The sequence below is a fragment of the Pseudonocardia yuanmonensis genome, from assembly GCF_039542425.1.
GTDB lineage: Bacteria > Actinomycetota > Actinomycetes > Mycobacteriales > Pseudonocardiaceae > Pseudonocardia > Pseudonocardia yuanmonensis.
This window is the reverse complement of sequence record NZ_BAABIC010000001.1, coordinates 462,774-476,785: the sequence shown is the minus strand read 5'-3', so window position 1 is coordinate 476,785 and position 14,012 is coordinate 462,774. Positions and strand designations below refer to the sequence as shown.

Sequence of the window (14,012 nt, the reverse complement as noted above, 5' to 3'; positions counted from 1 at the left end):
CGCGTTTCACAAGACGCTGTTTCGCCGCATTGTCGACCTCCACCAAGCTGATCTTGGGGCGCGGCGGGGGTCGTGCGAAGGTCAAGCACCCGCGATACTGTCGAGTAGGTTCGCAGCTCAGACGCTTGTCCAGGTAAAGACGCGGTTGACGGGCCGGGTGTCGCTTGCTACCTTTCCGAACGATCGTTTAGTGCGGAGGTGCTGCGCGACGGGGGCGTGCCCGGGCGCGGCGGACGATTCTCCGTGCCCATTTCCCGTTCCGATCCACCGCTCGATCCCGAGTCCTTTTTCCCGCCACCTGGTCGCAGTTCCCCTCGCGACACCGCCGTCCGCTGGGAGGGTGCCCGCCCGTGCTCCGGTACACCGTCCGGCGCGTCCTGATGATGGTCCCGCTGCTCTTCCTCGTGTCCCTCGGCGTCTTCGCGCTGGTCCTGATGATCCCGGGCGACCCGGCCATCACGATCGCGGGCGAGAACGCCACCGAGGCGCAGATCGATGCCACCCGGGAACGCCTCGGCCTCAACGACCCCGTCCTCGTGCAGTACGCCGCCTGGGCCGGCAACGCCCTCACCGGCGACCTCGGCAGCTCCCTGTTCAGCAACGAGTCCGTGACCGGCGCGATCGCCGGCCGGTTCCCCGTCACGCTCGCCCTGACCCTGGCCGCCATGGTGATCGCGCTGCTGATCGCCGTGCCGGCCGGGACGGTCGCGGCGCTGCGCCGCGGCCGCTGGCAGGACCGCGGGGCCACGCTGTTCGCCTCCGTCGGCATCTCCCTGCCCAACTTCTGGGTCGGGATCCTGCTGATCATGGCCTTCGCGCTGGCCTTCCCGATCTTCCCGGCGGTCGGCTACACCCCGATCTCCGAGGGCGTCGGCGCCTGGGCCCGCGGCCTGGTGCTGCCCGGCATCACCCTCGGCACGGCGGTCGCCGCCGAGATCACCCGCCAGCTGCGCGGCTCGCTCACCGACACCCTGCAGCAGGACTTCATCCGGACCGCGCGGGCCAACGGGCTCAGCGGGCGCGCCGTGATCCTCAAGCACGGGATGAAGAACGCCGCGGTCCCGGTGGTCACGGTGATCGGCTTCCAGGTCGGGTTCCTGCTCGGCGGCTCGGTGATCGTCGAGCGGGTGTTCGGCCTGCCCGGGCTCGGCGACCTCGCGATCCGGGCCGTGCTGCAGCGGGACATCCCGATGATCCAGGGGATCGTCGTGGTCGCCGCGCTGATCGTGATGCTCGTGAACCTGGCCGTGGACCTGTCCTACGGCTGGCTCAACCCGAAGGTGAGGCAGGCGTGACCGCCACCGCCGTCGACCGGCGCGAGGCCCTCGCGCCGCCCGAACCGAGCGCCCGGGCCAGGTTCCTGCGCCGCTTCCGGCGCCAGCGGCTCGCCCTCGGCGCGCTGGTCTACCTGGTCCTCGTCGTCCTCGCGACCGCGCTCGCCCCGCTGCTGGCGACGCACGACCCGCTGGCCCAGAACCTCGCCTCGGTGCTGCAGCAACCCGGCGGCGGGCACGTGCTCGGCACGGACGACCTGGGCCGGGACGTGTTCAGCCGGGCCCTCTACGCCGGCCGCGTCTCGCTCCTGGCGGCCGCCCAGGCCGTCGGCGTCGCCGTGCTGCTCGGCGTGATCCCCGGGCTGGTCGCCGGCTACGCCGGCCGCCGGGTGGACGCGGTGATCATGCGGCTCACCGACGCGCTGATGAGCTTCCCGCCGCTGATCCTCGCGATCGCCTTCGTCGGCGTGCTCGGCCCGAGCCTCACCAACGCGATGTTCGTGATCGGCGTGATCTTCGCGCCGCGGTTCGTCCGGCTCGTCCGCGGCACCGTGCTGTCGATCCGCGAGGAGACCTTCGTCGAGGCCTCCCGCTCGATCGGCACGCCCACCCCGCGGGTCATCCTCCGGCACGTGCTGCCCAACGCGCTCTCGCCGCTGATCGTGCAGATCTCGCTCACCGCGGCGATGGCGATGCTCGCCGAGGCGAGCCTGAGCTTCCTGGGCCTGGGCGTCCAGCCGCCCGACGCGAGCTGGGGCTCGATGATCGAGCGCGGCTTCCGCTACACCGCCACCGCACCCTGGCTGACGGTGTTCCCCGGCCTGCTCATCGCGCTGACCGTGCTCGCGTTCAACATCCTCGGCGACGGCCTGCGGGACTCGCTCGGCCGGGAGATCCGGAGGGGGTCGTGACCGAACCGCTCCTCGTGGTGGACGGCCTGGAGGTCGAGTTCGCCACCGATCGCGGCTGGGTGCAGGTGCTCGACGGCGTGTCGTTCGCCGTCGGCCGCGGCGAGACCGTCGGCCTGGTCGGCGAGTCCGGCTCCGGCAAGACCGTCACCAGCCTGGCGGTGCTCGGGCTGCTGCCCCCGGAGTCCTCGCGGATCACCGCCGGCAGCATCCGGCTCGACGGGCGCGAGCTCGTCGGGCTGCCGCGGCGCAAGATGGAGGCGCTCCGCGGCGACGAGCTGTCGATGATCTTCCAGGAGCCGATGACCAGCCTCGACCCGGCGTTCCGGGTGGGGGACCAGATCGCGGAGGTCGTGCGGCGGCACCGCGGCGGGTCGAAGCGGGCGGCGTGGGCCCGGGCGGTGGAGGTGCTCTCGACCGTCGGCATCCCGCACGCCGAGCGCCGCGCCCGCAGCTATCCGCACGAGTTCTCCGGCGGCATGCGCCAGCGCGTGATGATCGCGATGGCGTTGTCCTGCGAGCCCAAGCTGGTGATCGCCGACGAACCGACCACCGCGCTCGACGTGACGATCCAGGCCCAGGTGCTCGACCTGCTGCGCGCGATGCGGGACGAGTTCGGCACCGCCGTGGTGTTCGTGACCCACGACCTCGGGGTGGTCGCCGACATCTGCGACCGGGCCGTCGTCATGTACGCCGGGCAGGTCGTGGAGCGGTCCGGGATCGACGCGCTCTACGAGCACCCGCGCCACCCCTACACCGAGGCGCTGCTGTCCGCGATGCCGCAGCTCGCGGCCCGGTCGGGGCGGCTGGCCACGATCCCCGGCTCCACCCCGCCCGCGGGGGCGATGCCGCCCGGCTGCCGGTTCCACCCGCGGTGCGGGCACGTGGTCGACGCCTGCCGGGGCACCCCCGTCGCCGAACACCCGCTCGCCGAGGGCGGCACCAGTCGCTGCCTGCGCGTGTCCGACCTGGTCCTGAAGGGGAGTGCATGACGAACGCGGTGAACGCGTCCGAGTCGACGCAGGGGCCGACGGCGCCGCGGGCGGACCCCACCGGCCCGGTCGCCGAGGTCGAGGACCTGACCGTCGACTTCCGGCTGCGGGGCGGGATCCTCGGCCGCGGCGGCACCCTGCGCGCGGTGCGGGCGGTGAGCCTGGAGATCGGCGAGCGGGAGACGCTCGGGCTGGTCGGCGAGTCCGGGTCCGGCAAGTCGACGACGGGCCGCGCGATGCTGCGGCTCGTCGAGCCGACGGCGGGCTCGGTCCGGCTCGACGGCGAGGAGATCACCGCGCTGGGCCGCGGGGACCTGCGGCTGGCCCGCCGGCGGATGCAGATGGTGTTCCAGGACCCGTACTCCTCGCTGGACCCCGCCATGGTGGTGGGGGAGAGCATCGGCGAGCCGCTCGACGTCCACGAGTCGCTCTCCCGGTCCGAGCGGTCGCAACGGGTCGGGGACCTGCTCGAGCACGTCGGGCTGTCCCCGACGTACGCCCAGCGCTACCCCTACGAGTTCTCCGGCGGGCAGCGGCAGCGGCTGGCGATCGCACGCGCGATCGCGCTCAACCCGCGGCTGCTGGTGTGCGACGAGGCGGTCAGCGCGCTCGACGTCTCCACGCAGAACCAGATCCTCAACCTGCTGGAGGACCTGCAGGCCGAGTTCGGGCTGTCGTACCTGTTCATCGCGCACGACCTCGCCGTCGTCCGGCACATCGCGCACCGCGTGGCGGTGATGTACCTGGGCGAGATCGTGGAGACGGCGCCGACGGACCGGCTGTTCGACCGGCCGGCGCACCCGTACACGGAGGCGCTGCTCTCGGCGGTGCCGGTGCCGAACCCGCGGCGTCAGCGCGAGCGGGAACGGATCGTGCTCAAGGGCGAGGTGCCCGACGCGGCCAACCCGCCCTCGGGCTGCGCCTTCCACACCCGCTGCCCGCACGTGATGGACGTCTGCAAGGTGGAGGTCCCGCCCGTCGTCGCCGCTCCCGGCGGCGGCACGGTGCGCTGCCACCTCCACACCTGACGAGCCCGGACACACGAACGGCGCTCTCGCTCATACCTAGTGAGCGAGAGCGCCGTTCGTGCGTTCCGGGATCGAGCCGTGCGCGGTGGGTGGTGCCGGAGCATCACTCACCGCGCGCGGGCGGCGGAGCCGTCAGACGCGCTCGAGGATGGTGGCGTTGGCCTGGCCGCCGCCCTCGCACATGGACTGCAGGCCGTAGCGGCCGCCGGTGCGGTGCAGCTCGTGGATCATCTTGGTGGCCAGGATGGCGCCGGTGCCGCCGAGCGGGTGGCCGAGGGCGATCGCACCGCCGTTCGGGTTGGTCCTCGCCAGGTCGGCGCCGGTGTCCTGCGCCCACGCGAGCACGACGGGCGCGAAGGCCTCGTTGATCTCGAAGGTGTCGATGTCGTCGATGCCCAGCCCGGACTTCTTCAGCGCCGCCTGGGTGGCCGGGATCGGGCCGGTCAGCATGTAGACCGGGTCGTCGCCGACCACGGCGAGGGTGTGCACCCGGGCGAGCGGGGTGAGGTCGAAGCGGCGCACCGCGTCCTCCGACGCCACCAGCAGCGCGGCCGCGCCGATCGAGATCTGGCTCGCGACGCCGGCGGTGATCGCCCAGCCCTCGCGCAGCGGCTTCAGCCCGGCGAGCTTCTCCAGCGAGGTGTCGCGGCGGGCGCCCTCGTCCGTGTCGAGGCCGGCGATCGGGGCGATCTGGTCGCGGAAGCGGCCCTCGTCGATCGCGGTGATCGCGCGCCGGTGGCTCTCCAGTGAGAACTTCTCGAGGTCCTCGCGGCTGAAGCCCCACTTCTCGGTGATCAGCTGGGCGCCGCGGAACTGCGAGATCTCCTGGTCGCCGTAGCGGTCGATCCAGCCCTCGCCCTTGGTGGAGGTGCCCAGCTCCTTGTTGACGATCCCGTTGGCCGTCATCGGGACCATGGCCATCTGCTCGACGCCGGCGGCGACGACCAGGTCCTGGGTCCCGGACATCACGCCCTGGGCGGCGAAGTGCAGGGCCTGCTGCGACGAGCCGCACTGCCGGTCGATGGTCACGCCCGGCACGCTCTGCGGCAGGCCGGCGGACAGCCAGGCGGTGCGCGCGATGTCGCCCGCCTGCGCGCCCGTCTGGCTGACGCAGCCCATGATCACGTCCTCGACGGCGGCCGGGTCGACCCCGGTCCGCTCCACGAGCTCGCGCAGCACGTGCGCGCCGAGGTCGGCCGGGTGCACCCCGGCCAGGGCTCCCTTGCGCGTCCCGACGGGTGTGCGGACGGCACCGACGATGAAGGCTTCAGCCACCGGAGGACTCCCCTACGCTGCGGATTCGGCGAACTGAACGATCGTACATTCAGTTTCCGGGTCAGCGGCAGACCCCGGGACTGTGACGTGCTCGATCCCCGACCCGATGCCGGTCAGGGGCGGAGGTCGACGATTCGCATGACGATCCGGGTGTAGTGGTCGACGAGCTCCTCCATCGTCACCGGGCCGGAGGGGTCGTACCACTGCGCGATGGCGTTGCACGCGGCCTGTGCGGAGCGGCGCGCGTCCGCCGGGTGCTCGCAGCGGAAGGTCCCCTGCTCCACGCCGGCGTCGACGATGTCCGACCAGATCGTGCTGGCCTTGGTGCGCAGCCCGGCGAGCCGCTCCTCGTGGGCGGGCTCGAGGTTGCGCCACTCCCGGGAGGAGATGTTGCTCTCCGTCTGGCGCTGCACCCGGTACTCGACCGTGGCCCTGACCAGGGCGCGGAGCCGCTCTGCGGGATCCTCCCCGGCGGAGGCCAGCGCCTCGTCGCAGCGACGGAAGTAGTCGAGGGTGTTCTCCTCGATCAGCGCCGCGAGCAGGTCCTGCTTGCTCGGGTGCCAGTAGTAGAGCGCCGAGAGGGACAGCCCGGCGCGCTTGGCGATGTCGCGGATGGACGCGCCGTGGTAGCCGCGCTGCTCGAAGACCTCCCGCGCGGCCGCGGCGATCGCCTCGCGGCCGCCGCCGCGAGGGATCGGTCCGCCCTCGGGCGATCGGTCGATTGCGGTGCTCACACCGGAGAGGATAGGGCCCGGATGCCCCTTCTGGCGGCTCCACGGCGGTGTTAACTTAACGAGTGATCGTTCAAAGGTCCGTCAGTGACGCCGGGAGGTAAGCGGATGACTGCGGCGACCACCATCGCGACGGGGAGTCCCCCCGATCTCGACGCGTTCCGCGAGCAGGCGCGCGCCTGGCTCCGTGAGCACGTGCCGGCCCCGTCGCCGGTCACCGACATCGAGGCGGCGCGCGCCTTCCAGGCCGCGCTGTACGACGCCGGGTTCGCCGGCATCACCTGGCCGCAGGACGTGGGTGGCCGTGGCCTCTCCACGGCCTACCAGCAGGCCTTCTCCGACGAGGAGGCCGAGTACGAGCTGCCGACCTACCCGTTCACGATCGGGATGGGCATGTGCGGCCCCACGGTCAACGACCTGGGCACACCCGAGCAGCGCACCCGCTACCTGCCGCGGCTGCTGCGCGGCGAGGACATCTGGTGCCAGCTGTTCTCCGAGCCGGGCGCGGGGTCGGACGTCGCGAGCCTGCAGACCCGCGCGGTCCTCGACGGGGACTCCTGGGTCGTCGACGGGCAGAAGGTGTGGACCACCAACGCGCAGTGGGCGGACTTCGGTGCGCTCCTCGCCCGCACGGACCCCGACCGGCCCAAGCACTCCGGGCTCACGATGTTCGTGGTGGACATGCACGCGCCGGGCGTGACCGTCCGGCCGCTCAAGGACATGTCCGGCCGGGCGCCGTTCAACGAGATCTACTTCGACTCGGTGCGGATCCCTGCCGACGCCGTGATCGGCGAGGTCAACGGCGGCTGGCACGCCGCCGTCACGATGCTGGGGCACGAGCGCGTCTCCATCGGGTCCCGGCGCCGGCCCAAGACCAACCCACTGGACTTCACCGCGATCACCGCGCTGGCGCAGCGGCTGGGCGTGTCGGGCGAGCCCGCCACGCGGGAGCGGCTGGCCGAGCTGTACGCGCGTGAGCGCGTCCTGGAGCTGTTCAACGTCCGGCTGCGCCAGGAGGCCGCCGCGGGCATCGCGCCCGGGGCACGCGGCTCCGTCGCCAAGCTGGCCGGCTCGATGCTGGCGCGGCTGGCCGTCGACACGGTCGGCGAGATCGCCGGGCCGGAGATCGTGGCCTGGGACCCGGAGGACACCACCGGGGCCGCGGTGGCGCTGGGGATCAACTCCACGCCGTCGTCGAGCATCGCCGGGGGGACCAACGAGATCCAGCGCGGGATCATCGGCGAGCGCGTCCTCGGCCTGCCGAAGGAGCCGTCGGTGGACAAGGGCGTGCCGTTCCGCGAGCTGAAGGTGGGGACGCAGAAGTGAAGCTGGTGCTCACCGAGGAGCAGCAGGCCCTGCGCGCCGCGGTGCGCGACCTGCTCACCGACCGGGCCGGGTCGGCGCAGGTGCGGGCGGCCATGGAGTCGGAGACCGGGATCGACCGGGACCTGTGGACGCGGCTCGGCCGCGACCTCGATGTCCTGGGGCTGGTCGTGCCCGAGGAGTACGGGGGCGCCGGCGCCGGGCACGTCGAGCGGGCGGTCGTGCTGGAGGAGCTCGGCCGCGCGGTCGTGCCCACGCCGTTCCTCGGCTCGGCGGTCCTGGCCACGGACGCCCTGCTCGCCCTCGATGACGAGGAGGCGCGGCGCGAGCTGCTGCCGCGCCTGGTCTCCGGCGAGCTGATCGCGGCGGTCGCCGTCGCCGAGCCCGGTGCGCCGTGGGGCCCGGGGGCCACCACCGCGACCGCCGCCGGGGACGGCTGGACCCTCGACGGGACCAAGACGCCGGTGGTCGCCGGCGACCTGGCCGACGTGTTCCTCGTCGTGGCGACCACGCCGGAGGGCCCTGCCTGGTTCCGGGTCGACGCCGCGGACGTCGAGCGGACCACGCTGACCACGCTCGACCCGACGCGGCGGCTCGCGCGGCTCGTCCTGCGTGGCACGCTCGCGCGGAAGCTCGAGTCGGCCGATCCGACGGCCGTGCTCGAGCGGGTCGCCGACCTCGCCACGATCGCGCTGGCCGCCGAGCAGCTCGGCGGCCTGCAGCGGGTCCTGGAGATGGCCACCGACTACGCGAAGGTGCGCGTGCAGTTCGGCCGGGCCATCGGCTCCTACCAGGCGGTCAAGCACGGGCTGGCCGACGTCCACTCGGACTGGGAGCTGGGCCTGTCCGCGCTGCGCTACGCCGCGTGGACGGCCGACGAGGCGCCGGAGGAGGTGCCGGTGGCGGCCGCGCTCGTCGCGACCTACCTCGGCCCGGCGTACTTCCGCGCCGCCGAGGCGTGCGTGCAGTACCACGGCGGCATCGGCTACACGTGGGAGCACGACGCGCACCTGTACTACAAGCGCGCCAAGAGCACCGAGCTGCTGTTCGGGGCCCCGGGGCGCGACCGCGCGCGGCTGGCCGACCGGCTGGGCGTCTGAGGAAGGGCGGCACATGACCGAGAGCACGACCGAGAACCCCGTACTCGTCGAGACGGCGGACGGGATCCGTACGGTGACCCTGAACCGGCCGCGGCGGAAGAACGCCCTGAACGCGGGGTCCTGGGACGGGCTGCAGAGGGCCTTCGCCGACGCGGCGAACGACCCGTCCGTCCGGGTGCTGGTGCTGACCGGCGCCGGCGGCGACTTCTGCGCGGGGGCGGACCTGTCCGGCGGCCCGGCCGGGGGACACCCGCTGAGCCGGATGCACCGCATCAACGAGATCGCGATGGCGCTGCACAGCCTGCCGATGCCGACCGTCGCGAAGGTGAGCGGCGTGGCCGTCGGCGCGGGCTGGAACCTGGCGCTGGGCTGCGACCTCGTCGTCGCCGAGCGGGACGCCCGGTTCTCGCAGATCTTCGCCAAGCGGGGGCTGTCGCTGGACTTCGGCGGCTCCTGGCTGCTGCCCAAGATCGTGGGGCTGCAGCAGGCGAAGCGGCTCGCGCTGCTGGCCGAGATCATCGGGGCCGAGGAGGCCGAGCGGCTCGGCCTGGTGACCTACGTCGTCGAGCCCGGCACGATCGACGCGTTCACGGCCGACCTGGCCAAGACGCTCGCCGCAGGGGCGCCGATGGCGCTCGCGCAGTCCAAGCGGATGCTCAACGAGAACACCGACAAGACCCTCCGCGAGGCGCTGGAGAGCGAGGCCCGCGCCCAGACGATCAACTTCGCGGGCACCGACGCGCCGGCCGCCTTCGAGGCCTTCATGGCCAAGCGGGACCCGGTCTTCACGGGCGAGTGGGCGGTCAAGTGACGAGCACCCAGGACCCCGTCACCGAGCAGGCGTACACCGAGATCGCCTACGAGGTCTCGGACGGCGTCGCCACGATCACCCTCGACCGGCCGGACCGGCTCAACGCCTTCACCACCACCATGATGCGGGAGCTGGTCCGGGCCTACGGCGAGGCGGACGCGGACGACGCCGTACGCGCCGTCGTCGTCACCGGGCGGGGGCGGGGGTTCTGCGCCGGCGCGGACCTGCAGCGGGGCGGCTCGACCTTCAACGCCGAGGACCCTGCGCGGGCCGCCGAGCGCCGCGACATCGGCACCATCGGCGGCGCCCCGCGCGACGGCGGCGGGGTCACCTCGCTGGCGTCGGCCGCCTGCCGCAAGCCGGTCATCGCCGCCATCAACGGGCCGGCCGTGGGCATCGGCGCCACGATGACCCTGCCGATGGACATCCGGCTGGCCTCGGAGACGGCGAAGTTCGGCTTCGTCTTCGCCCGGCGCGGGCTGGTGCCGGAGGCGGCGTCGAGCTGGTTCCTGCCCCGGATCGTCGGCATCTCGCAGGCCATGGAGTGGGTCGCGACGGGCCGGGTGTTCGGCGCCGAGGAGGCCCTCGCCGGCCGGCTGGTGTCGAAGGTCCTCCCGCCGGACGAGCTGCTGCCCCACGCCTACGGGATCGCGCAGGAGATCGCGGAGAACACGTCCGCGGTGTCCGTCGCGGTGAGCAAGCAGATGCTGTGGGCGATGCTCGGCGCGGACACGCCGTGGGAGGCGCACCGCGTCGACTCGCAGGCGATCTACCGGCTCGGGCAGAGCGCCGACGTGGTCGAGGGCGTGCAGTCCTTCCTGGAGAAGCGGTCGCCCGCGTTCCCGAACACGGTCAGCGCCGACTACCCGGAGATCATGGAGCGCTGGCCGAGCCGGCCGGCGGGGATGGACTGAGCCCCGTCAGCGGTCGAGCTCGTCCCGGCGCTCGTCCCGGAGTGCCCGTCGCTCGTCCCGCTCGTCCCGCTCGTCCTGGCGCTCCTTCGAGAATCCGAGCGCCCCGACGAGCGGGATGAGCAGGAAGGCGAGCCAGGCCATCGGCACGCCCGCGCTGTTCAGCACGAAGAACAGGATCAACGCGACGATCGGGCTCGCGGCGGCGATCCGGGTGCCCCAGCTGCCCCCGAACCGCCGCTGCGGGGCCGCGGCCTGCCCGGGCCGCACGACGGGAGCGCTCCCGGGGCTGCCGGGCAGCTGCGGGTGCGGCTCCGGCAGGTCGGTGAACAGCGCGGACAGCTCGTCGGCGGTCACGGCGTTGGCCGCCACCGCCGAGCGGTCCGCGTACTCCTCGACGCCGAGGCGGCCGGCCTCGAGATGCGCGTTCAGCGCCGCGGCCGCCGCCTCCCGCTCGGCCGTCCCGATGCGCAGCTTCCCGTCGCCCCCCGTGGTCATGCCCGCATTATGGATCCACGGTGCGCGGGGGACGGAGGATCCGCCGCGTCGTGGATCCACGACGCGCCTGGAACGGGCGATGTGTCCGCGTCATGGCTCCACGAATTCGACACGTGATGAGCTCCAGGGTGCGGTGGGGCGGGCAATTCGACGCGTGAGCCGGGCGCAGGGGCGTGCCGGCGGGTCGTGCATCTCGCACAACCGTCTGTACCTCTCACACCCGCTCCTGCCTGCTCCCACACCTCGAGTGAGCGCGGCACACCCGGTTGACGGCATGTACCGCGCTCCGACGGGTGTGCGGGGAGTGGTGGGGCAGTGGATGTGCGAGCAGCGGGTGGAGTTCGGCCGATCGAACAGCGCCGCGAGGTCGATCAGCCACGACCAGGCGACCCAGATCGATCAGCGCCGACCCGGGGCCAGAAGTCGGTGGGCTCCGGCCGGGCGCTCGAGGTCGATCAGCGTGCGCGGGCGGCCGCGGGCAGCGCCGCACACCCCGTCGGGCGTCCCGCGGCCCGTCGACGGCCTGTGCCGCGGCCCTCTCGGGTGTGGGACGCCGCTCTGGCGGTTGTGGGAGGTCCCGAGGGGTGTGCCCCATCCCAGCGGTTGGCAGGTTCCGCGGGGTGCCGCGCTCTGGCGGTTGTGCGAGGTCTCGCGGGGTGTGCCACGTCCCGGCGGTGGCGCAAGGTGCCGCAGCGCAAGGTGCCGCAGCGCAAGGTGCCGCAGCGCAAGGTGCCGCAGCGCAAGGTGCCGCAGCGCAAGGTGCCGCAGCGCAAGGTGCCGTAGCCGGGTGGTGCGAGATCCCGGGGTGCCGCGTCCGCCTTGAGCGGCTGCCTCGGTGGGCGGCATCAGAAGAGCTGGTACGCGGTGCGGGAGAGGCTGAAGCCGCGCCCGCTGGTGCCGACCCGGCACTCCACACCGGTCTGCCGGCTGGTGCAGGTGACGTCCCCGACCCGCAGGGAGCGGCCGTAGTCGAGGATCGGGCCGGTACCGAAGACGGTGTCGGTGTGGCACGTGAAGTCGGCCCGGTCCGTGCCCGTGATCTGCAGCGAGTCGCCCCACACGCCCTCGCACCCCGGCGGCCGCTCGGGGACCGTCGTCGGGTCCCACTCGGCCTGCGCGATGTCGCAGCGCACGGAGTTGGGCTGGAGGTAGCAGGCGATGTTGCCGCTCGGGCTGCTGAGCCCGGCGGGCTCGGTGGACACCCGGACGTCCTCGGAAGGAGCGGCCGTCGGGGTCGCACTCGTCGCCGCGGCCGCGCTCGAGGTCGCGGGTGGCGCCGCGGTCGGAGGAGCCGGGGGAGCGGCAGGCCCGCCCTGCCCCCGCAGCGCGAGCACCCCGACCACCGCGGCCGCGGCGAGCACCGCCACGGCCACCCCGACCGCCACCGGCACCCGCCGGCGCGGCGCCCGCGACACCGGGCGCGGCGGCGTCGGCTCCAGCACCGCCGGGAGCCAGCCGCCGGTCGGCCGGTCCTCGGGTCCCGAGGAGAGCACCTCGCGGATCCGCTCCGTGCCGGGCCGCCGGCTGGGTTCGCGGTCGAGGCACGCGCGGACCAGCCCGAGCAGCGGTTCGGGGATCCCGGCGAGGTCCGGCTCGCCGTGGACCGTGCGGTAGAGCAGGGCGTTGACGTCGCCCGTGCCGAACGGGGCCCGGCCCGTCGCGGCGTAGGCGAGGACCCCGCCGAGCGCGAAGACGTCCCCGGCGGGCTCGGAGCGGGCGTGCGTGATCTGCTCCGGGGCGATGAACCCCGGCGACCCGACGACGGCGCCGGTGCGGGTCAGCACGGTCGCGTCGGCGGCCCGGGCGATCCCGAAGTCGATCACCTTCGGCCCGTCGGCGCCGAGCAGGACGTTGCCCGGCTTGAGGTCGCGGTGCACGATCCCGGCGCCGTGGATCGCGGCGAGCGCGTCGGCCAGCCCGATGCCGAGCAGCCGGACCTGCTCGACGGGCATCGGCCCGTGGATCCCGACGGCCTCGCGCAACGACGGCGCCGGCACGTACTCCGTGGCCATCCACGGCGGGTCCCCGTCCGCGTCCGCCCCGAGCAGCGCCACCGTGTACGGGCTGCGGACCCGGGTCGCGGCCTCGATCTCGTGGCCGAAGCGGGCCCGGAACTCCGGGTCGCCGGCGAGGTCCGACCGCACGACCTTCACCGCCGCCTGCACGCCGCCGCGCCGCCCGAGGAAGACCCGGCCCATCCCGCCCTCGCCGAGCAGGCGCGTGATCGTGAAGCCGCCGATGCTGCGCGGATCGACGCGGGAGCCGGGCACGGGCCCAGTCAACCGCATGCGATCAGGCGGCGGACCCGGGGGAGGCGATCGCCACGGGGGTGCCCCAGTCGCGGTAGTCCGAGGTCAGGGTCAGCGTGCCGACGCCCGGCATCGTCTGTCGGGTCTCGCTGCGCAGCGGCCGGTTGGCCTCGTCGACCCACAGCGTGGAGGAGATCCGGGTGACCCCGCCCGCGGCCTGCGCCTGCAGCGCCTCCCGCGCGGCCGGGTCCTGTTCCAGCTCCGCCGCGCGCACCAGGTCGACGACCACCAGGTACCGGACCGCCGGGACGCCGTCGACCGTGTCGTCCGCGGCGTCGGCGACCAGGGCGGCGTCCCGGTAGCGGGCCAGGTGGGCGGTGGGGTCCGCCCCGGCCACGACGTTGGCCGCTGTCGTCGCCAGGGTCTTGTCCGGCGTGCCGGTGGCCGCCTCGTCGACCCGGGTCCATCCGCCGCCCGTCTGCCGCCACACCTGCCCGCCGGGCAGCACCACGAACGCCGCGCTCTGCGTGGCCCCGCCGGGTGTGCTGAGGGTCTGGGTGAACTGCGCGGAGATGCCGCCCGGCTCGACGCGCAGGGCGCCGTCCCCGCCGAGCTCGGTCGGGCCGCCCTGGGGGGCCTCGACCCGGCCGGACAGGTGCAGCAGGGCCGTCCGGTCCGCGTGCTGGCGGTGGGTGACCGCGGTGAGCAGGTCCGCCGCGGCGTAGTACTTGGGGAGGCCGTGCCCCGGGCCGGCGTCCTCGGAGTTGCCGCGGGCGCAGGACACCGCGGCGGCCAGGACCGCGACGACGGCGATCGCCGCGAGGACGAGCGCGAACGGCCTGCGGACCGCACCCGCTGCCGGCGCTCTCCCGTGCGGCACCTTCCGCCTCCTCACGACAGGGAAGCCCCGAG

The 14,012-nt window shown here is 73.7% G+C and carries 14 protein-coding genes; 9 read left to right on the top strand and 5 right to left on the bottom strand.

Features of this window, described 5'->3' with window-relative positions:
* Positions 1–350 precede the first annotated feature (350 nt).
* Genes ABD990_RS02160 through ABD990_RS02145 form a run of 4 tightly spaced genes read left to right on the top strand, consistent with a single transcriptional unit; the run spans position 351 to position 4,202 of the window.
* Positions 351–1,295: an ABC transporter permease gene (locus ABD990_RS02160; protein ID WP_345377932.1), complete on the top strand. Its 945-nt coding sequence runs from the start codon at positions 351–353 to the stop codon at positions 1,293–1,295.
* Positions 1,292–2,185 carry an ABC transporter permease gene (locus ABD990_RS02155; protein ID WP_345377931.1) on the top strand — a complete coding sequence of 298 codons (894 nt, stop codon included), beginning with the start codon at positions 1,292–1,294 and terminating at the stop codon, positions 2,183–2,185. Before ABD990_RS02160 ends, ABD990_RS02155 begins: the two co-directional genes overlap by 4 nt.
* Positions 2,182–3,174, top strand: coding sequence for an ABC transporter ATP-binding protein (locus ABD990_RS02150; protein WP_345377930.1), 993 nt, complete (start codon positions 2,182–2,184; stop codon positions 3,172–3,174). The genes ABD990_RS02155 and ABD990_RS02150 overlap by 4 nt, the downstream gene beginning before the upstream one ends.
* Positions 3,171–4,202, top strand: coding sequence for an ABC transporter ATP-binding protein (locus ABD990_RS02145; RefSeq protein ID WP_345377929.1), 1,032 nt, complete (start codon positions 3,171–3,173; stop codon positions 4,200–4,202). Before ABD990_RS02150 ends, ABD990_RS02145 begins: the two co-directional genes overlap by 4 nt.
* 132 nt (positions 4,203–4,334) lie before the next feature.
* On the opposite strand, the gene ABD990_RS02140 is transcribed toward ABD990_RS02145, so the two are convergent.
* Entirely contained in the window at positions 4,335–5,477 is a 1,143-nt protein-coding gene (locus ABD990_RS02140; protein ID WP_345377928.1) for an acetyl-CoA C-acetyltransferase, read from the bottom strand.
* Between the two features lie 113 nt (positions 5,478–5,590).
* Positions 5,591–6,211 carry a TetR/AcrR family transcriptional regulator gene (locus tag ABD990_RS02135; protein WP_345377926.1) on the bottom strand — a complete coding sequence of 207 codons (621 nt, stop codon included), beginning with the start codon at positions 6,209–6,211 and terminating at the stop codon, positions 5,591–5,593.
* A gap of 105 nt (positions 6,212–6,316) precedes the next feature.
* Between ABD990_RS02135 and ABD990_RS02130 the strand changes: the two genes are divergently transcribed.
* Genes ABD990_RS02130 through ABD990_RS02115 form a run of 4 tightly spaced genes read left to right on the top strand, consistent with a single transcriptional unit; the run spans position 6,317 to position 10,356 of the window.
* The gene (locus ABD990_RS02130) at positions 6,317–7,534 is read left to right on the top strand and encodes an acyl-CoA dehydrogenase family protein (protein ID WP_345377924.1); all 1,218 of its coding nucleotides are present in this window, start codon (positions 6,317–6,319) and stop codon (positions 7,532–7,534) included.
* Positions 7,531–8,631 (top strand): acyl-CoA dehydrogenase family protein, encoded by a 1,101-nt coding sequence (locus tag ABD990_RS02125; RefSeq protein ID WP_345377923.1) that lies wholly within the window; start codon positions 7,531–7,533, stop codon positions 8,629–8,631. The genes ABD990_RS02130 and ABD990_RS02125 overlap by 4 nt, the downstream gene beginning before the upstream one ends.
* 13 nt (positions 8,632–8,644) lie before the next feature.
* Entirely contained in the window at positions 8,645–9,442 is a 798-nt protein-coding gene (locus ABD990_RS02120; protein ID WP_345377922.1) for an enoyl-CoA hydratase/isomerase family protein, read from the top strand.
* Positions 9,439–10,356, top strand: a complete 918-nt coding sequence (locus tag ABD990_RS02115) for a crotonase/enoyl-CoA hydratase family protein (protein ID WP_345377920.1) — start codon at positions 9,439–9,441, stop codon at positions 10,354–10,356. The genes ABD990_RS02120 and ABD990_RS02115 overlap by 4 nt, the downstream gene beginning before the upstream one ends.
* Positions 10,357–10,362: 6 nt before the next feature.
* On the opposite strand, the gene ABD990_RS02110 is transcribed toward ABD990_RS02115, so the two are convergent.
* The gene (locus ABD990_RS02110) at positions 10,363–10,851 is read right to left on the bottom strand and encodes a DUF1707 SHOCT-like domain-containing protein (RefSeq protein ID WP_345377918.1); all 489 of its coding nucleotides are present in this window, start codon (positions 10,849–10,851) and stop codon (positions 10,363–10,365) included.
* Positions 10,852–11,490: 639 nt separating this feature from the next.
* Between ABD990_RS02110 and ABD990_RS02105 the strand changes: the two genes are divergently transcribed.
* A complete protein-coding gene (locus ABD990_RS02105) occupies positions 11,491–11,634 on the top strand; it encodes a hypothetical protein (protein ID WP_345377916.1) in 144 nt (47 codons plus the stop codon).
* Between the two features lie 62 nt (positions 11,635–11,696).
* Here ABD990_RS02105 and ABD990_RS02100 read toward each other — a convergent pair whose 3' ends face one another.
* A complete protein-coding gene (locus ABD990_RS02100; protein WP_345377915.1) occupies positions 11,697–13,121 on the bottom strand; it encodes a protein kinase domain-containing protein in 1,425 nt (474 codons plus the stop codon).
* A gap of 22 nt (positions 13,122–13,143) precedes the next feature.
* Positions 13,144–13,980, bottom strand: coding sequence for an SCO4651 family lipoprotein (locus ABD990_RS02095; RefSeq protein WP_345377914.1), 837 nt, complete (start codon positions 13,978–13,980; stop codon positions 13,144–13,146).
* Positions 13,981–14,012: the final 32 nt, after the last annotated feature.

What these genes read in the sequence shown, in the direction of transcription:
- ABD990_RS02145 (WP_345377929.1), top strand. Translation starts at nt 3,171, where the DNA reads ATGACGAACGCGGTGAACGCGTCCGAGTCGACGCAGGGGCCGACGGCG.
- ABD990_RS02130 (WP_345377924.1), top strand. Translation starts at nt 6,317, where the DNA reads ATGACTGCGGCGACCACCATCGCGACGGGGAGTCCCCCCGATCTCGAC.
- ABD990_RS02120 (WP_345377922.1), top strand. Translation starts at nt 8,645, where the DNA reads ATGACCGAGAGCACGACCGAGAACCCCGTACTCGTCGAGACGGCGGAC.
- ABD990_RS02110 (WP_345377918.1), bottom strand. Translation starts at nt 10,851, where the DNA reads ATGACCACGGGGGGCGACGGGAAGCTGCGCATCGGGACGGCCGAGCGG.